General features: G+C 34.3%; 15 protein-coding genes. 12 read left to right on the top strand and 3 right to left on the bottom strand.

The window, feature by feature from the left end:
• The first annotated feature begins 305 nt into the window (after positions 1 to 305).
• The 12 genes from H9631_RS04150 (at position 306) to tagU (ending at position 15,621) form a co-directional block, all read left to right on the top strand.
• Positions 306 to 2,126 (top strand): polysaccharide biosynthesis protein, encoded by a 1,821-nt coding sequence (locus H9631_RS04150; RefSeq protein WP_191810225.1) that lies wholly within the window; start codon positions 306 to 308, stop codon positions 2,124 to 2,126.
• A 374-nt stretch (positions 2,127 to 2,500) separates the two neighbouring features.
• Positions 2,501 to 3,136, top strand: coding sequence for a sugar transferase (locus H9631_RS04145; RefSeq protein WP_191810223.1), 636 nt, complete (start codon positions 2,501 to 2,503; stop codon positions 3,134 to 3,136).
• Positions 3,133 to 3,984 carry an NAD-dependent epimerase/dehydratase family protein gene (locus tag H9631_RS04140; RefSeq protein WP_191810221.1) on the top strand — a complete coding sequence of 284 codons (852 nt, stop codon included), beginning with the start codon at positions 3,133 to 3,135 and terminating at the stop codon, positions 3,982 to 3,984. Before H9631_RS04145 ends, H9631_RS04140 begins: the two co-directional genes overlap by 4 nt.
• Before the next feature lies 1 nt (position 3,985).
• The gene (locus H9631_RS04135; protein ID WP_191810219.1) at positions 3,986 to 5,089 is read left to right on the top strand and encodes a glycosyltransferase family 4 protein; all 1,104 of its coding nucleotides are present in this window, start codon (positions 3,986 to 3,988) and stop codon (positions 5,087 to 5,089) included.
• Between the two features lie 1,071 nt (positions 5,090 to 6,160).
• Complete coding sequence (locus H9631_RS04130; RefSeq protein WP_191810217.1) at positions 6,161 to 7,567, top strand: hypothetical protein; 1,407 nt, start codon at positions 6,161 to 6,163, stop codon at positions 7,565 to 7,567.
• 49 nt (positions 7,568 to 7,616) lie between these two features.
• Positions 7,617 to 9,014 carry an O-unit flippase-like protein gene (wzx, locus tag H9631_RS04125; RefSeq protein WP_191810215.1) on the top strand — a complete coding sequence of 466 codons (1,398 nt, stop codon included), beginning with the start codon at positions 7,617 to 7,619 and terminating at the stop codon, positions 9,012 to 9,014.
• Positions 9,011 to 10,213 carry a glycosyltransferase gene (locus H9631_RS04120; protein WP_191810213.1) on the top strand — a complete coding sequence of 401 codons (1,203 nt, stop codon included), beginning with the start codon at positions 9,011 to 9,013 and terminating at the stop codon, positions 10,211 to 10,213. The genes wzx and H9631_RS04120 overlap by 4 nt, the downstream gene beginning before the upstream one ends.
• A 48-nt stretch (positions 10,214 to 10,261) precedes the next feature.
• Positions 10,262 to 11,179: a glycosyltransferase family 2 protein gene (locus tag H9631_RS04115; RefSeq protein WP_225220852.1), complete on the top strand. Its 918-nt coding sequence runs from the start codon at positions 10,262 to 10,264 to the stop codon at positions 11,177 to 11,179.
• A complete protein-coding gene (locus H9631_RS04110) occupies positions 11,148 to 11,714 on the top strand; it encodes an acyltransferase (protein WP_191810209.1) in 567 nt (188 codons plus the stop codon). Before H9631_RS04115 ends, H9631_RS04110 begins: the two co-directional genes overlap by 32 nt.
• A gap of 24 nt (positions 11,715 to 11,738) precedes the next feature.
• Positions 11,739 to 12,746 carry an NAD-dependent epimerase gene (locus H9631_RS04105; protein ID WP_191810207.1) on the top strand — a complete coding sequence of 336 codons (1,008 nt, stop codon included), beginning with the start codon at positions 11,739 to 11,741 and terminating at the stop codon, positions 12,744 to 12,746.
• A complete protein-coding gene (locus H9631_RS04100; RefSeq protein ID WP_318246769.1) occupies positions 12,746 to 14,026 on the top strand; it encodes a nucleotide sugar dehydrogenase in 1,281 nt (426 codons plus the stop codon). The genes H9631_RS04105 and H9631_RS04100 overlap by 1 nt, the downstream gene beginning before the upstream one ends.
• Positions 14,027 to 14,697: 671 nt before the next feature.
• A complete protein-coding gene (tagU, locus tag H9631_RS04095) occupies positions 14,698 to 15,621 on the top strand; it encodes a polyisoprenyl-teichoic acid--peptidoglycan teichoic acid transferase TagU (RefSeq protein WP_191810203.1) in 924 nt (307 codons plus the stop codon).
• A gap of 237 nt (positions 15,622 to 15,858) precedes the next feature.
• Here the strand turns inward: tagU and H9631_RS04090 are convergent, their stop codons facing one another.
• The 3 genes from H9631_RS04090 to H9631_RS04080 form a co-directional block, all read right to left on the bottom strand.
• Positions 15,859 to 16,875 carry an AraC family transcriptional regulator gene (locus tag H9631_RS04090; RefSeq protein ID WP_120115553.1) on the bottom strand — a complete coding sequence of 339 codons (1,017 nt, stop codon included), beginning with the start codon at positions 16,873 to 16,875 and terminating at the stop codon, positions 15,859 to 15,861.
• A 249-nt stretch (positions 16,876 to 17,124) separates the two neighbouring features.
• On the bottom strand, positions 17,125 to 17,592 hold the full coding sequence (locus H9631_RS04085) for a flavin reductase family protein (RefSeq protein ID WP_225220851.1): 468 nt from the start codon (positions 17,590 to 17,592) through the stop codon (positions 17,125 to 17,127).
• A gap of 174 nt (positions 17,593 to 17,766) precedes the next feature.
• Positions 17,767 to 18,057: a hypothetical protein gene (locus H9631_RS04080; RefSeq protein WP_191810201.1), complete on the bottom strand. Its 291-nt coding sequence runs from the start codon at positions 18,055 to 18,057 to the stop codon at positions 17,767 to 17,769.
• Between the last annotated feature and the right edge of the window lie 142 nt (positions 18,058 to 18,199).

Genomic DNA, 18,199 nt, shown 5'->3' with positions numbered 1-18,199 from the left:
TTCGGTTATGTCTCCTCACCGCTATCAACGGAGACACTCGACCATGCCGTGGGTGGGACAGGACCCCTAACCTTAGACGCCAGTCGTCATTGGTGTGGTGTGAGGGCGGGTTGGATGCCCATATTTTACTATTTTATTAGGCTAAAGGTACTAAATGTCTAATGAAAGTGCATAGATCTGTGCGTTTTCATTAGGCATTTATTTTATAGATTTCTTATTGATAGAAAAAAGATTTGTGAATTTTTGCACAGATAAAAACTGTTGATTGTTCCTTTTAAAATTTAAAAGAAAAGAAGGGATCCATGTTGACCTATCAAAAGCGTGTACCGCTGCTGATGCTGCTAGATTCCGTCATCGTTTTGTTTTCGATCTATGTCGGTTACTTCATTTTGCATCCATATTCAAATTTTTACAGTTCAAAATTATTATTGGTAAGCTCACTTATCCTTCTAGTCAGCCATCATATTTTTGCTTTCCGCTATCGCTTGTATCACAAAGCATGGGAGTATGCGAGTGTGGGCGAACTGGTCACGATTACAAAAGCTGTGACTTTTTCAATTGTAACTGCTGCTGTTGCCCAGTTGGTTGGAGTGGGTCAAGTACATATCCGTGTCCTTTTTCTAACTTGGATGTTACATATGCTATTAATCGGCGGCTCAAGGTTCTCCTGGAGAATGTATCGGGACCGCTATATTAAAACAAGAAATAAAAAAGCAAGGACGCTTATTGTTGGTGCTGGTGCGGGTGGTACAACCGTCACCAGACAACTATTGCATAACAACGATGTAGAGTTGGACCCGGTAGCTTTTGTAGACGATGATCCAAGAAAGTACATGCTAGAAATGTATGGAATTAAAGTATGCGGGACGATCACAGACATACCGAAAATTGTGAAGGAAAAAAGAATCGAAAACATCATCATCGCCATCCCATCTCTCTCGAAGAAAGAAGTACGCCGCATTTATGAGATTTGTGCTAAAACCGAAGTGGAAATCAAGATTATGCCACTATTGGAAGATGTCATGACGGGTAAAATTGAGGTAAGTGCACTGCGTAATGTCGAGGTCGAAGACTTGCTCGGACGCGAACCTGTAGAACTGGATATCAGCAGCATCTCAGAATCCATCACTGGAGAAAAGGTGCTTGTTACTGGAGCTGGTGGATCCATCGGCTCGGAGATATGCCGGCAAATATGCAAATTTACCCCGAAAGAGATCATACTTCTTGGCCATGGAGAATTCAGCATTTATAACATTGATATGGAACTGCGCCAGGAATACGGTGAGCATATAGGGATAATTCCAGTCATTGCTGATGTCCAGGATCGTGACAAAATCATGGAGGTTATGGAGCAGTACAGGCCAAGCGTCGTGTACCATGCAGCAGCTCATAAACATGTGCCGCTGATGGAAGCCAATCCGAAGGAAGCAATTAAAAACAATATCTTTGGAACAAAAAATGTAGCAGAAGCAGCAGAAGCATTCGCAGTAGATACATTCGTCCTTGTTTCAACAGATAAAGCAGTCAACCCGCCGAATGTGATGGGAGCGACTAAGCGGATTGCCGAAATGATTATTCAGAACATGGCGAAGGAAAGCTCAACGAAATTTGTGGCTGTCCGTTTTGGAAATGTACTTGGAAGTCGAGGAAGTGTCATTCCTTTGTTTAAAAGGCAGATTGCTGCGGGCGGTCCTGTCACAATTACCCACCCGGATATGACAAGGTATTTTATGACCATCCCGGAAGCCTCTAGGCTTGTGATTCAGGCAGGGACGCTTGCACATGGCGGAGAGGTATTTGTATTGGATATGGGTGAGCCGGTGAAAATATCCGATTTGGCGAAAAACCTTATCTCTCTATCAGGATTTACAGAGGAAGAAATCGGCATCAAATATACCGGTATCAGGCCGGGGGAGAAAATGTACGAGGAATTGTTAAATGAGAATGAAATACAAAAAGAACAGATCTTCCCGAAAATTCATATTGGGAAGGCGGAACCTGTCGGTGCTTCGGAATTATACCATTTCATAAATACATTAGAGCATGTGCCATTAGAACAGGTAAAAGGAATGATTGTGGAAGTTGCTAACAGCAAACCAAAACGAGTGGTTCAACTCATAAAATAAACCTAAGGTAATGAAAGTGACCTGCATTTAAAAGAAAAAAAGGGATCCAACTAAACGGTGGGATTAGGAACTAGTTTTTTAATGGCCGAAAATAATGTAAGAAATAAATAAACGACAATTCCTCGCTAAGTGGGATAGGTGAAGAAATTAACTGTTATTATTGTTGAGAAAGACAAAGATTTAATATTGTAAGTACCTTTAAAAGTTTAAAAAATAGCATTGGCTGCTTAAGCAGCCAGTGCTATTTTTAATTGGTCACAGTAAGGAATTATTTGGCGAGTAAAGAATAACTTGGTAGTTATGCAGTTGGTTGAAAGAAAGAATTTTAAATGAGGTTCTAATTTACTTAAATCTATTCAAGGAGTGTTACAAGGATGTATTTGAGGATTAAAAGATTGATAGATATAGTTCTTTCTTTAATAGGACTCATTTTGCTATCACCTATATTTTTAATACTAATTATTGCAATTAAACTCGATTCAAAAGGTCCTGTGTTGTTTAAGCAAAAGCGGGTTGGAATCAATAAGACACATTTCAATATATTGAAGTTTCGTACTATGAGAATAGATACACCCCAGGACACTCCGACTCATTTATTAGGTGATCCAGAGCAGTATATCACAAACATGGGTAAGTTTTTAAGAAAGACTTCACTTGATGAGCTACCACAAATTCTGAATATCTTTCTTGGGCAGATGAGTATAATTGGTCCACGTCCGGCATTATGGAATCAGTATGATTTAATTGCAAAACGTGATAAGTATGGCGCAAATGATGTACTACCGGGGCTTACAGGTTGGGCACAGATCAATGGTAGGGATGAGATCCCTATTAACGTTAAAGCCAAATTAGATGGAGAGTACGTTGAAAAGCTAAGCTTTAAGATGGATGCTAAGTGCTTCTTTGGAACCATTGTAAGTGTTGTAAAAAGTGATGGGGTTGTTGAAGGAGGGACTGGAGCAATGGGGAATAAGGATGTTCCAAGTACGAAGGAGAACATCTCTAGATGAAAAAGTTACTGATTACGGGCAAAAGCAGTTATGTAGGGACGAGCTTTCAAAATTGGCTTAGGAATTATCCGGATAGATATTTAATAGACTCTATTAGTTTGAGAGATGATTCATGGAAGGAAGAGGACTTCTCAGGATATGATGTTGTGTTTCACGTAGTTGGGATAGCGCATATAAAAGAAACAAGAGAAAATGCACATGTTTATTATAAAATAAATCGTGACTTGGCATTTGAAGTTGCTAAAAAGGCTAAGGATGCTGGTGTTAAACAGTTTATATTTCTAAGTTCAATGAGCGTTTATGGTATTGAAAGCGGCGTGATTGATGAAAATACTTCACTTAAGCCTAAAAGCAATTATGGGAAGTCCAAGCTACAAGCGGAGGAGTTGATAACAACTTTAGAGGATGAAGTTTTTAAAGTTGTCATTGTGCGCCCTCCTATGATTTATGGTAAAAATAGTAAAGGTAATTATACTAGATTGGCTAAACTTGCAGTTAGAGTGCCTGTTTTTCCAAATATAGAAAATAAGCGTAGCATGATTTATATAGATAATTTATCTATGATTATACAATCGGTAATCGATAATTGTGATAGAGGGCTACTTTTCCCACAAAACAGTGAATATGTGAGTACAAGTAAAATGGTCAAATTAATTGCAGAGGCTCATGGAAAGAAAATCCGAGTCACCAAGTTATTTAATCCTTTGTTAAATAGAATGAAGAAGAACGGTATAGTTAAAAAAGTATTTGGAGATTTGATCTATGAGAAAAAACTCTCTAAATATAGTGATATTCAATCTAATAGCCTTATTGGCTTTGAAGAGTCAATAAGGTTGACGGAGGATTAAGATGAAAAAAGTTGTGATATTCTCCAACCATCATGCATATACGTATAACTTTCGCAAGGAAATCATACAAAGGCTTTTGGATGAACACTATAAAATATATGTTGTCCTCCCTTACGGTGAAAAAGTTGAACTGTTAAAAAAAATGGGTTGTGAATTTATTGATCTCCCCCTTGATAGGAGGGGAATGAATCCAATAACTGATTTGAAGTTACTATTAAGCTATAACAAAGTTATTAGGAAAATTAAACCTGACGTAGTCCTTTCCTATACCATTAAACCTAATATTTATGGAGCATTAGTTTGTAGAAGACAGAGAGTCCCTTTTATTGCAAATGTTACAGGTTTAGGTTCAGCTGTGGATAATAAAGGATTATTCCAAAAAATAATAATACAACTGTATCGTTTAGCGTTTAGTAAAGTAAGTTGTACTTTCTTTCAGAATCAAAGTAACCAATTATTCTTTAAAAATAAGCAGATCATTAACGGAAGGTATAGAGTTATTCCCGGCTCTGGGGTGAATTTAAAACAACATTCTTTTGAAGAATATCCTATTGATAGTGGTTTAATTAGATTTCTTTTCATAGGAAGAGTTATGAAAGATAAAGGAATTGAAGAATTGGTAGATGCAGCAACTTTAATAAAGAAAGAGTATAGTAATGTTCAATTTGATGCAATCGGATTTTATGAAAAGGATTATGAGGAGAGAGCTAAAGAGCTAGGAAAGCTAGGTGTAATAAATTTTCATGGCGTTAAGGATAATGTTCATGAGTATATAAATAAAAGCAACGCTGTTGTATTGCCTTCATATCATGAAGGTATGGCTAATGTTTTACTTGAAGCAGCTTCAACTGGACGGCCGGTCATCGCTTCAAATATTTCAGGATGCAAAGAAACCTTTGACGAAGGAGTTAGTGGTTTAGGATTTGAGGTTAAAAACTCTGCTGCTCTAACAGATGCATTAATTAAATTTATTAACTTACCGTATGAACAAAAAAAGGCAATGGGAGTTGCTGGTCGGAAAAAAATGGAAAGAGAGTTTGATAGGAATATAGTGGTCAATGCCTATATTGATGAAATAGATAGAATAACAGATGAAGTGAATTGATATGAATTTGATTATCTGTGTATATTTAAATTCTGATTTGCGGAATTCCTGAAGTTAAAGAATAACATTCGCAGAGAACCAGAGGATTGGAGTATTTTCATTGGTATCCTTCCTTGAATAAAAGTAATTAAAAAATGTGAATGTCATAAAACGAAATTAAAGGTAATTGATCCTGAAAGTTGATGACATCATGACTTGTAAAATTTCTGTGAACAAGCCAAGATGTGAGAGTAGTGGAACTGCTTGGGCGTGAACTAGTGAGCCCAATTAACAACATGTCTGAAAATGTGAATGACCATACCACGATGGTAACCAAAGTAATACCCCTTTACTTATAATATACTACTCAATCCATGAACTAGATGGAGATAGCAATATAAATCGGCTGGTAGTTATGGAAAAGCCTTAGAAAGTGCGCAATATAGCGATATACGACTGGAAAATAAGTTTGCCAAGGCTTCTTTTATAAAAAAGTTGGATATATACCCATATTACGAAAGTTAATTGACCGAACTTTATTCACAGTTAGTCACTCAAATTTTCCAACGCTTGGGTCATGTTTATCAAATCATTTGAAAGTTTAAAATATTTATAAATTGAATAATTTCCTTGCGAAACTTTGGATTGAGTAGCTTTTTATGGGAGTTAAATAATGATCCGTCTTGTAAGTATAATAAGTAAATTTAAATAAGCGGGTTGCATGAATCGAAAATAAAAGAGCCTCGTATAGAATGCAATTGATCATATCGTTATCTATCTTGTGAAACGGAAATTGCGAATTCCTTTTCTTCATTGTTCAAAACAGCGAAAAACTTCGATTACCGTTTCTTTCAGGAACTAAGTAAACTTGCAATTGTGGTTGCGAATTTTTTGCTAAAGTGAGTTTTATATTTGATAGATTTTGTGATAAACTTACTTTTTATTTTTTAAAAATCCACCATATATTTTACTTAAGGCCAAGCCCTATTAATATTTAGAGGCAATATATTATTTTCTTAATTCAGGGTTATAGCAAAACAATAGGTAAAAATAATAATATTTGTTTAAAAAAATGAATACAAGGATGTCTCTATGAATTACAGTATGAGTTATTTTATCTTAAGAGTAGCGGTCTTAATACCTTCAGTTATTACCACGTTTTTATTACTAGCGGATACTTATAAACCTAGAGGTATGGAATTATTCCCTTTAGTACCCCTTGTTTTTGGGGTAAGTTATTTTTTTAATACCAGAATGTCTAAACATATCTTTAATAATATTGGTCTTTTAGGCTTGAATATTACAATGATTATTAGATATTTAGTAACGCCCTTATTTATGTGGTACGAAGGATATTATGTGCATTTGGGGGCAAGTCTAAACTCACATGAATATAAAATAGCCACTTTTTTGATGTTGTTGGAAATAATCGTAATAATGTTTGTCTTTAGATTATTTTCTGAAAAATATTATGAAGGAATAAATCGTGACTCAACATTTAATAAATCATTAAAAATCAATACCAATCATATTTTTATAACATCATTATTTCTTATGTTTTCTTTATTAATAATCATAAGGTTTCCTGCTTTACTAGATAGATACTCCTTTGTATTTACTGCTAGTGAATTTACAAAAAGTGATTTAAATATTCCATTTGGTAGTCTATTAATGACTATTGCGCAGTTTGGCTTACTTTTATTCGCACTTTCTATTTTAAACTTTTTATATCATCGGTATCTTATAAAGGGGGCTAAATCTTTAATTTATATATCAATGTTTGTGGTTATTCTAACATCATCATTTATTGTAGGAACCAGTAGATTTAGTATTGTGGTTCCAATGGTTGCAGGAATGTACTTGATCACTAGACTTTACCCAAGTCATAAAAAAAATATATATATATTTTTTGGAATTGTGATTAGTTTCTTAGTCTTACTTACAACCCTAATAAAACAGTTTGGTTTAAACCTACTAACAAAAGTAAATAATTCAACAAATACAGGGCTGGATACAGTCAGTAGTAATTTGCAACTTTATTTTTCAGGTATTCATAATGTCGCTGTTTCAGTTAAGGCAAGAGACTTATTTAAGGACTCTATAGATTTTTCAACAATCTATAGTGATTTATTTTCATCTGTAGCATTATTAAGTGAAAAATTTCATTCTAATTTTGGTGGTATGCGAATGTTTAATTATTCATTTTACAATCACACTAATTCTACAGATCAAATTTTGCCTATGATAGGTCAAGGTTATCTATATTTTGGTTTCGTGTTCTCACCAATATTAGTAATACTCTTTATGTGGTTAATGATGTTCTTTGATAAAAAAAGCAGAGAAGCTAATACAGTTTTTGAAGTTTACATTTTTGCTTACGCATCTGTAAGGCTAGGTCTTTTCATGATGGGCAACGCAATTAACTTGACTTCATTTATGATTAATACGGTTCTTTTGTTATTAATAATTATAAGGTTGAATAAAAAAATTGTACTATAGTAAACAGAAAAACTCTTTTTAAATTGGGCTTAGTAAAGGAAATGCATAAATGACAATAAATATTAATAAAAAAGATGTAATTTGGAGTTATTTAAGCTTAATAATTTTTAATGGAATTAATATTATTTTATTACCATTTATTTTAGCTTATCTAAGTAAAGCTGAAATTGGATTATGGTACACATTTACAGCTGTTGCAGGATTAGTAGTGATAATGGATTTTGGATTTCAGTCAACATTATCAAGAAATGTAACCTTTGTTTGGGAAGGTGCAAGAGAAATTACTGTAACTGGTTTTAAGGAAAGTAAAAGTAAATCTCCAAACTATAATTTATTCGTAAATTTGTTTAAAGTAACAAAAATAATATATCTATTCATTGGTTTAATTATTTTATTTATATTATTTACTTTAGGCACCTGGTATGTTTACAGTGTCTCGAAAAATGATTTATCTATGTATACAATATTTATTTCATGGGGGTTATATGCTACTGCTGTTTTCTTGAATATGAAATATGCCTATTGGAATGCAATATTAAAAGGGATTGGGGCAATCAAGTTACATCAGCAGATTTTGATTATCACCAAAATGATTCAATTAATATTGTCTATTATTGGAATAATACTGGGATATGGACTTATTGCGGTATCACTGGCATATTTAATTTCAATAATTGTAAATAGAATTCTAGCATATATTAAATTCTTTTCTTACCAAAATAATAGAGAAAATATTAAACCACTGATTAAGAATCAGATTAATAAAAAAGAAGTTACTGCTATATTAAAGAAAATATTGCCTAATACTTATCGACAAGGATTGATTTCGATCTCCAATTATATTAACTTACAATCTACTACTTTACTTAGTTCAGCTTACTTAGGGTTAAACGTGACAGCCTCTTTGGGTTTAGTTCTACAAATTATAAACTTAATAACTACTGTTGCGAATACTTTCTTTAATACGTATTTATCGCAATTTAGCTCTTATAGATTTAAAAAGCAATATAAAGAATTGAAATTAAAATTTAAACAAGCTTTATTGGTGAATTATGGTATTACAATTCTTTCTTTTATAGCCGTGTTTTTTTTGGGTGACATCATACTTATATTTTTAAATTCAAATGTATCTTTATTAGATTCGAAGTATTTATTAATTATTATGGTGTATATGTTTTTATATAATAATCAGTCTGTTTTTGGAACTTTTATTGCAACAGATAATAAATTACCGCATTATAAGGCTTTTTTTATTTCCAGTCTATTGGTAATAGGGACACAATTACTATTAATAAATATTTTTGAACCTACTTTATGGAGTTTACTTGTCCCTATTATGGTGATTCAGATGGTATATAACAATTGGAAATGGCCGGTTGAAGTGTTTAAAAGTTTTAAAAGCCTTAAAAAGATGACTGAAAATGTGGGATGTGATTTGGGAAGATGACACCAAAAAAAGTACTATTTGTTATTAATAACTTTAATATAGGAGGTCCGCAAAAAAGTTTATTATCTCTTTTATATAGGTTGAACTATGATCAAATTGAGGCTTCGCTCTTAATACTTAGTGGAAAGGGGAGTTTAACTAAGTATTTACCAAAACAAGTGAATTTGTTAAAAACACCAGACATTGTAGAATATGCAACTCTTACACCGGATAGGTTTATAAAAAAGACAGTGAGTACATTGTTTTCAAGGAACTTTTTATTTTCTTTAAAGGCTATTTCGAAAGTAATTTCTGGTCGAACACGTAACAAAATGACGCATATAAAACAAGAATATTGGATTGAGATTAAAGATGCGCTACCTAAATTAAACAATAGTTTTGATGTGGCAATTGGTGTTTCCGGTGGTCATTCAATGATGTATATAGCTGATTGTGTTAAAGCAAGCATGAAAATAGGATGGATAAGAACAGATTATAGAGTCTTAGGGAGAGATCAGGAAATAGATGCAGTGTATTTCAATGAAATGGATAAAATAATTTCTGTTTCAAGTATATGTAAGGAGATATTTATAGACGTATTTCCAACAGAAGAATCAAAGGTACAGGTTATGTATAATGTTCTCCCATTTGAGATGTATAAAAATATACCTGCAGATACCAAAGCTTTAACAAGAGAAGAAAAATGCTGCAAATTATTATCTATTAGTAGGCTTGATCCTCATAAGGGGTTAGATTTAGCAATAGAAACATTAGAAATTCTTCTTAAGAAAGGCTTTAAAATAAAGTGGTATGTATTAGGGGACGGTAATTATAGAAAAGAAATAGAAAAATTAGTAAAAATTAAAGGTTTGCAGAAAAATTTTGTTTTATTAGGTTTTCATGTCAATACCGCAGCATTTATTCAAGAATGTGATATTCTTGTCCATCCCTCAAAATTTGAGGGTAAATCCAATGTGATAGATGAAGCTAAATATTTATTAAAGCCAATTGTAGCAACAAATTTTAATACAGTAAATGAACAACTGTCCCATGAGTGGACTGGATTAATTTCTGATATGGACCCTGAATCATTATCACAATGTATTCAAGACGTTCTTACAAAAAAAGAATTAAAAGATAGATTTCAAAAGAATTTATTAAATGAAAGATACGATGATAGTAAAAGTTTAGAAACGTTTTATAGTATAGTAAATATTTAGAGCCAATGTTCTAATAATCCGGAATTAATATAATGAAAGAGTGATAAATTGTTTTTATCTATATGTACTCCAACTTATAATAGAGCATATACGTTGGAAAGAGTATATAAAAGTTTAGTAGATCAAAGTGACCAGGATTTTGAATGGATTATAGTTGATGACGGATCTAGTGATAATACTAAGTCTCTAGTGGATAGGTGGATTCAACAAAAGTTAATTAAAATTACTTATTATTACCAAAACAATCAAGGTAAGCATATTGCTTTAAACAAAGGTGTAAATCTTTCCCAAGGTAAATTATTTACCTGCTTAGACTCGGATGACTGGTTCTATAATAACACGGTTGAGATAATAAAAAAAACTTGGGTTAGCATTAAAGATAAGAAGAATATCGCTGGTATTATTGGTTTAGATACCTTTGAGGATAATTCAATTGTTGGAACGGAATTTCCACACCACTTAGAAAAAGCAAACTGGATTAACTTAATGTATGAACATAAAGTTAAAGGTGATAAAGCTTATTTCTATGAATTAAATATTTTGAGAGAGTATGACTTTCCTCATATTGAAAACAATAAGCATATGCCACCTAGCTATCAGTTATATATGATAAGCAAGAAGTATGATATGTGGTTACTAAACCAGCCTCTTAAATATGTAGAATATCTTGATGACGGGATTACTAATAACATTTGGAAAAATTATTTAATTGCTCCAGATAATTATGCGAAATATCGAATAGAAATTATGGATTTAATTCCTGATACAAAGCGAAAAGTAATAAACGCAATTCATTTTAACTCAAGCTTAATTTTAGCAAAAAAGAAATACAGGACCAATGGTTTTAAAAATAAGGTTTTAATACTTTTGACGAAGCCATTTGGGTTATTATTGTACTTTTATTTAATGAGTAAAGTGAAAAAGGAGAAAAGAAATGAATGGAAGAAAAAAGATAGAAAAGTATAGATGGTTATTAAGTATTATTTTAAAACTTAATAAAATTACACCTAAAATAGTGTTAAGTTTTCTATGGGCGCTAACAAATTCTTCTGAAAAAAACATACCTTTACTCATAAGATACTGCTATCTAAAAAAAAGAGCAAAAAGTTGTGGTGATAATATATATGTTGGGAAATACGTTACTATAAAAAATCTTAAGAAGTTGAACTTGGGGAGTAATATAAGTATTCATGCATATGGGTACATAGATGCTTACGGTGGTATAACTATTGGAGATGATGTTTCTATTGCAAACCATACAACAATAGTCTCATTTGAACATACTTGGGAACAAAAAGAAATACCCATAAAGTACAATGAGACTAGGCCGAGTGAAGTGGTTATTCAAAATGATGTTTGGATTGGCAGTGGATGCAGAATTTTATCTGGAGTTACGATTCATGCAAGAAGTATCATAGCAGCAGGCTGTGTAGTAAATAAAAGTGTTCCATCTAATGTTATTATGGGAGGTATTCCCTGTAGAGTTATTAAAGATATTTAACTTAGGTTGAAAGGAAATTTTACAATGATAATAATTACTGGATCAGCAGGTTTTATAGGCTCACATCTATCAAAAAGATTATTAAAAGAAGGCCATCAAGTCATTGGGATAGACAACATTAATGACTACTATGATCCTCAATTAAAAAAAGATAGATTAAAAAACTTAGAGCATAATAATTTTAAGTTTATTCAAGCAGATTTAGAAGACTTGGAGACGATTAACCAAACATTTGAGAAGTATGAACCGGAAATTGTGATTAATTTAGCAGCGCAGGCTGGTGTGCGTTACAGTCTGGAAAATCCGCATGTGTATGTAAACTCCAATGTTGTAGGATTTACAAATATTCTGGAAGCATGTCGCCATTACAAGGTAGAACATTTGATTTATGCTTCATCAAGCTCAGTTTATGGGGCAAATGAATCTAAGCCATTCTCTACAAGTGACAATATTGATCATCCGTTGAGCTTATATGCCGCGACGAAAAAGTCCAATGAATTGTTTGCACATACGTATAGCCATTTGTACGGTATTCCCACTACAGGTTTACGCTTTTTTACGGTATATGGACCATGGGGCCGACCGGATATGGCTTTATTTTTATTTACAAAAGCTATTGTAAATGATGAGCCAATCGATGTATTTAATCATGGTAATATGATGCGAGATTTTACATATGTCGATGATATTGTCGAAAGTATTACACGTTTAACCGAAAGACCAGCACAACCAAACCCGGAATGGTCAGGTATGGATCCAGATCCGGGCTCCAGTTATGCACCATATAAAGTTTATAATATTGGAAACAATAGTCCAGTTAGATTGATGGATTTTATCGAAGCAATCGAAAATAAACTCGGTAAGAAGGCAAAGAAAAATTTCTTACCACTTCAGGCTGGAGATGTTCCGGAAACATATGCAAACGTTGAAGATTTGTTCAGGGATATAGATTTTCAACCAAGAACGTCCATTCAAGAAGGTGTAAACAAATTTATTGATTGGTATCTTGATTATTATGAGGTGAAACTATGATAGATCGTAAAATAGCTGTGGTAGGCCTAGGTTATGTTGGTCTTCCCGTTGCAGTAGAGTTTGGTAAAAAACAAGAAATTATCGGGTTTGATATTAATGAAAATAGAATTGAAACGTTAAAAAGTGGTGTAGATACCACAAATGAAGTTACAGAAGCCGACTTACATGATGCTTCTATTAACTTTACTTCTAATCCAGAAAATTTAAGGCAAGCCGATTTTATCATTATTGCTGTTCCAACACCAATTACAGAGGACAAGCAACCAGATTTAACACCATTGCTTAAAGCATCGGAAACAGTAGGTAGCTATTTATCGAAGGGAACAATTGTAGTCTATGAATCTACCGTTTATCCTGGTGCAACTGAAGAGGATTGTGTACCTGTTTTAGAAAAGGTATCCGGAATGACATGTGGGGAAGACTTCTTTGTCGGCTATTCTCCAGAAAGAATCAATCCCGGAGATAAGGTACATACTTTTAAAACAATTACTAAAGTGGTTTCTGGGCAAAACAAAGAAGTACTTGATATCGTAGCGGAGGTGTACGATAGTGTTGTCGATGCTGGTGTACATAAAGCAAGCTCCATTAAAGTAGCAGAGGCAGCAAAAGTAATTGAAAACACACAACGTGACTTAAACATTTCACTGATGAATGAATTGGCGATTATTTTTGATAAACTAAACATTGATACAGCAGAAGTATTAGCCGCATCAGGTACAAAGTGGAACTTCTTGAACTTTACACCAGGTCTTGTTGGTGGACATTGTATCGGAGTTGATCCATATTATTTAACACATAAGGCACAAAAAATCGGTCATCATCCAGAAGTGATTTTAGCTGGAAGAAAGACAAACGATAATGTCGGCAATTTTATTGCAACATCTTTAGTCAAACAAATGATTAAAAAAAATATGCCTATCCAAGGATCTAAGGTAACTGTTCTAGGACTTACGTTTAAAGAAAATGTTCCGGATTTACGGAATACAAGAGTCATAGATATTGTTCATGAACTAGCGGACTTTGGCGTTGAGGTGCAAGTGACAGATGCTCATGCGAACTCGGTAGAGGCATATAACGAGTATGGTATAGACTTAATTCCTTATGAAGAACTAAAACCGGCGGATGCAGTTGTCTATGCAGTTCCACATGAAGTATACGTAGAAAAAGGCTGGGAAGTGTTTGATCATTTATTGAAGCATCGAAAAGGTATTGTTGTCGACGTGAAAAGTAAGTTAGAGAAGGAAGCTTGTCCGGAAAGTATTCAATTGTGGAGGCTTTAACAGGTGAAGCATGCCCAAGCAATCTGAAATTAATGCAATATCGAATGGAGTTTGGGTTAATTGATGCGGAATAAGAAAAGAATGCTATGCTCTTATATGTGTTTGTTCTGAAAGATTCAGAGAACTAATTAATGTTTAACTACCGCCACTCTGAAGGTAGAGGTCAATTACTTGAAATAATTACCTCTACCTATTTTTTCTGCTGATTATCAAAACCGTAACGTGGAGAAGATATCTCTGAAGTAGCTTGATACAGAGCACTATTTAGTTTGAGCAATAATGAAATACATCAAGGGACTACTCTTAACCTTTTTTAAAAAGGTACAATTAAAATTATTAAATAATTTGAAAAATACTTTAATTGCACAGTGCCTCGGAATTAGTTTTTGTACTTTTTTCTTATACTTCGACACAGGAGCCCGAAATACATGATAAGTGTCTTTCATTAAGTTCTATCCTGTCCATTAAGTTACGTAACAGTTTAGATGCTCAAATCAACTAAAATTGAAATGCGCGCGCAAGAAAATCAATCACTAACTGATGAAAGCAATGGGCTCCGTTCATTGCGAATAATGCCCCTTTTAAAAAACATTATTTAGACTAGAGGGTTTTGAGGGCGTCAATTAGAAAAAGCAAATAAATTATAAATTTCATTTTGAAAGGAAGAATCCATGAAAAATAGAAATAAAAAAGGAACTTGGTTAAAGGTCATTCTTTTGTTGATTATATTTGTAGTTGTCGGAGTCGGAGCGTACGGCTACTCAATTTACCATAACCTTCAAAAGACGGCGAAAGGTGTGCACACACCCATTGATCGTGATTCGGTCGTTGAAAGGCCATCTAAGCTTGATATGAAGAAAAAGGAACCCTTTTCCGTACTGATGCTTGGAATTGATGAGAGGGAAGGGGACAAAGGCCGTTCAGACACGATGATTGTCATTACGGTTAATCCTGAGAAAAAATCAATGGAAATGCTGAGTATTCCTCGTGATACTCGGGTGGAGATTGTTGGAAAAGGGATTGATGATAAAATCAACCATGCCTATGCTTTCGGTGGTGTGGAGATGTCCATGAATACTATTGAGAAGTATTTGGATATTCCTATTGATTACTATGTGAAGATGAACATGGAAGGATTTAAGGAAATTGTTGATGCTGTAGGAGGAATCACGGTCAATAATGATTTGGACTTCTCTGTGAGTACCACTCATTTTCCAGAAGGAGAGATTTCCTTGAACGGGGAGGAAGCCTTAAAATACAGCCGCATGCGTAAAGAGGACCCTCGTGGCGACTTTGGTCGCCAGTTGCGTCAGCGTCAAATTATTCAAGGTGTCATCAAAAAAGGGGCAAACGTTTCTACCTTATGGAAATATGATGATATGCTCAAAGCTGTCGGTAACAACGTTGAGACAAATATCTCCTTTGATGAGATGAAGAGTATTCAGAAGAACTACGCTGAGGCGCGTCATCATGTAGAACAGATTGAAATTGAAGGCAGCGGTTCAAAAATTGATGGTGTTTGGTATTATAACGTTCCTGAAGAGGAGCGGGTGAGTGTCCAAAATAGCCTGAAGGAGCATTTAGGGCTATTATAAGCAATTTAAAGAGAAGCCTGGAACTTCTATGGATTTCAGGCTCCTCTTTTTTGTGATCACGGAGACGGAAGTTTAACTGGGAGCCAATGTAGCATTTGAAGCTATTGGTATCCGAGTTCCACCAAGAGTACTAATGGACAAATAAATGGAGTTTTGCTGAAAGCAAGAAACACTGAAATCTAAATGGTTTCAGTGTTGTAATAGGGGGTAGTCAGACCTGAGTTTAAGTCATACTATTTATCTGGAGATTATTCCGATCCCCCCTGTGGCAGTTTCTTTTGGGCTTCGGCCGTATATTGATTTATATAATTGAGAAAATCTACCTACGTTATAAAACCCCCACCGCATGGCTATTTCTGTTACTGTCTCCCCTGTATAAAAAGCATTTTCAAGTTGCTCATGGGCACGCTGCATTCGAATATTTCGCACATATGTCATTGGACTGACACCCAAGTGTTGTTTAAAACCAATTTGAAGTGAGCGTGCACTTATTCCCGCATAGGTGGCGAGATCTGCCAATTCAGGTAACTCATGTGCATTCTCCTCAATATAATCTTTCACCTTTTGAACAAGCATTTTACCAGGACTTTCATTTTTTCGGTGGGTATCGTAAATTTTTTCGGTATAAGAATTTGAACTAGCCAACAGAAAATTGGTCATTACTAACGATTCAATATTGCGCCGCGCTGTAGGTGTCAATATGAGTGTGCTTTGTTCCTCCCATTCTGCCTGTAGAAGAATGCAGGCTCGAAGTAAGCTCCTTCCCGCAGTATTTTGTAAATTAAATGTTAAATCAAAATTTATTGGATCATCTACACTTTCATTAATTAATGCAGATAAATGGTTTTCCAGCTTATCTCGCGGAAATTTCAAAGCATATTGCTTTGCATCTTTTGACCACAGGATACTTGCTTTTTGGTCTGGAAGTAATACCGCTCCACTTTTCATCCCTTCTGTTATCGAAGACTTGCCATTTCGACTTATGCAACTTTTACCTGCTATGGTAATATTCACATGGTAGCATGGTGGCAACGGTGGTAACAGAATCTCAGCATCCACTCCATAAGTTAAGTATCCAAAGGTAAGCATTGTTCCTTCTACTGCATTCAATTTAGCTTTTACTGCTGTCCCTTGCACTGGAACGAGTGAGTGCTCGCAATATACTTCTGATACTAATGATTGTGAGAAGTCGACATCATTCGATTGGAGTAGGTTAAAATTGCTTAATGGCTCGTTTCCACGTAATAATGGCATGACTATCCTCCTCGATAACCTTAACTAAACCAGAACAAAGGGGGCTGTAGACAAACAATTAGTGAATAAATGAATTTTATAGAAAGCGCTTTCTTTGAGAGGTGTTTTCTATTATATATTACAAATCTTCCATAGCTCAATATATTTTTTTGAGTTTAATTTTTGATTCAATGTTTCAACATTCCAGCTCAACCTATGTCAAAGTCGTGTGTTTTGTAGCGTTCAATGTCTATCCGCTTGCTTCTAATACTAAACTGGAACAACGCTTACCTGTTTTTGGTAATAAAACATCGGCTTATTTTCAGTTCTTTGTAAATCAATGACCTCGCCTATTAAGATAAAATGATCACCAGCGTCCACTTCTTGAAATTTTTTACATTCCAAAACGGCAAACACTCCTTCCAAGATGGGAAGGTGATTAGATGATTTTGTCCACGATACTTTTGAGAAACGATCACTTTCTGTACTATTCCCAAATATAAAGCACTCTTCTTTTTGATGCCCCGATAAAATATTAACGGCAAATTTATCGGAGTGAAGGAACGCTTTCAAACTATTTGACTTTTTATCAATGCACCATGATACCAGCAATGGATTTATTGAAACAGAGGCAAATGAGTTAACGGTTAATCCTACTGGCTTGCTATCAATCATTGTTGTTACAATAGAGACGCCAGTTGGATAACTGCCCATAATTTCTTTAAATGTCTTATCCATACAATCACATCCCTTCAATAGTTGTATTGATTAACTTCATTCAGGAGAAGTTTCCCGCTTCTGTGAGTGGTGGGAGGAGGTTAAACCTCAGCTGAATAAAGTTAAAGCCTTCGGCGGATGCCACAGATTTTCATAGAAAATTTATTAAGCGCAAATACGCAAAGGCGCATTTGATTATACACGCTCATAAATTCGATTATTTTCGTTCCAATATTTATTGAGTCTCTCTGTTAATTTTCCACTACCGAACTTTATCCTTGTTTGTTCCTGATGATGGTAGTTCGCAGCTATGTGCTCTAAAAAAGCTAATATTTCTTTTCGGCGTTTCACAATATTCTCTATGCCTTTTGTATAAAACCAATGATCAATAGTATTATAAATACCGCGGTTTATGCCAAATTGTTCATCGCAAAGCTTTTGAAAAAAATAGTCTGTATGGTGAATGGTTTTATGGCTAAAGTACATCATTAAACCTCCCTCTATAAATATTGATATATCAACGGTTTGAACCGTTATTAGGGTGTCAAAACTTTTTTTCGACACGCGAATTCCCAATAATTATTTATTCTGTAAAACTATTACAGTGTAGGGGTACGCTACGCGGTCG

Origin of the sequence: Bacillus norwichensis, from assembly GCF_014836955.1 — a bacterium.
GTDB lineage: Bacteria > Bacillota > Bacilli > Bacillales > Bacillaceae_C > Siminovitchia > Siminovitchia norwichensis.
Note: the sequence above shows the minus strand (reverse complement) of the source record. Positions and strands in the feature narration are given on the sequence as shown.

What these genes read in the sequence shown, in the direction of transcription:
- H9631_RS04080 (WP_191810201.1), bottom strand. Translation starts at nt 18,057, where the DNA reads ATGTACTTTAGCCATAAAACCATTCACCATACAGACTATTTTTTTCAA.
- H9631_RS04090 (WP_120115553.1), bottom strand. Translation starts at nt 16,875, where the DNA reads ATGCCATTATTACGTGGAAACGAGCCATTAAGCAATTTTAACCTACTC.
- H9631_RS04135 (WP_191810219.1), top strand. Translation starts at nt 3,986, where the DNA reads ATGAAAAAAGTTGTGATATTCTCCAACCATCATGCATATACGTATAAC.
- H9631_RS04120 (WP_191810213.1), top strand. Translation starts at nt 9,011, where the DNA reads ATGACACCAAAAAAAGTACTATTTGTTATTAATAACTTTAATATAGGA.
- wzx (WP_191810215.1), top strand. Translation starts at nt 7,617, where the DNA reads ATGACAATAAATATTAATAAAAAAGATGTAATTTGGAGTTATTTAAGC.
- H9631_RS04110 (WP_191810209.1), top strand. Translation starts at nt 11,148, where the DNA reads ATGAATGGAAGAAAAAAGATAGAAAAGTATAGATGGTTATTAAGTATT.
- H9631_RS04105 (WP_191810207.1), top strand. Translation starts at nt 11,739, where the DNA reads ATGATAATAATTACTGGATCAGCAGGTTTTATAGGCTCACATCTATCA.
- H9631_RS04085 (WP_225220851.1), bottom strand. Translation starts at nt 17,592, where the DNA reads ATGGATAAGACATTTAAAGAAATTATGGGCAGTTATCCAACTGGCGTC.
- H9631_RS04130 (WP_191810217.1), top strand. Translation starts at nt 6,161, where the DNA reads ATGAATTACAGTATGAGTTATTTTATCTTAAGAGTAGCGGTCTTAATA.
- H9631_RS04140 (WP_191810221.1), top strand. Translation starts at nt 3,133, where the DNA reads ATGAAAAAGTTACTGATTACGGGCAAAAGCAGTTATGTAGGGACGAGC.
- H9631_RS04145 (WP_191810223.1), top strand. Translation starts at nt 2,501, where the DNA reads ATGTATTTGAGGATTAAAAGATTGATAGATATAGTTCTTTCTTTAATA.
- tagU (WP_191810203.1), top strand. Translation starts at nt 14,698, where the DNA reads ATGAAAAATAGAAATAAAAAAGGAACTTGGTTAAAGGTCATTCTTTTG.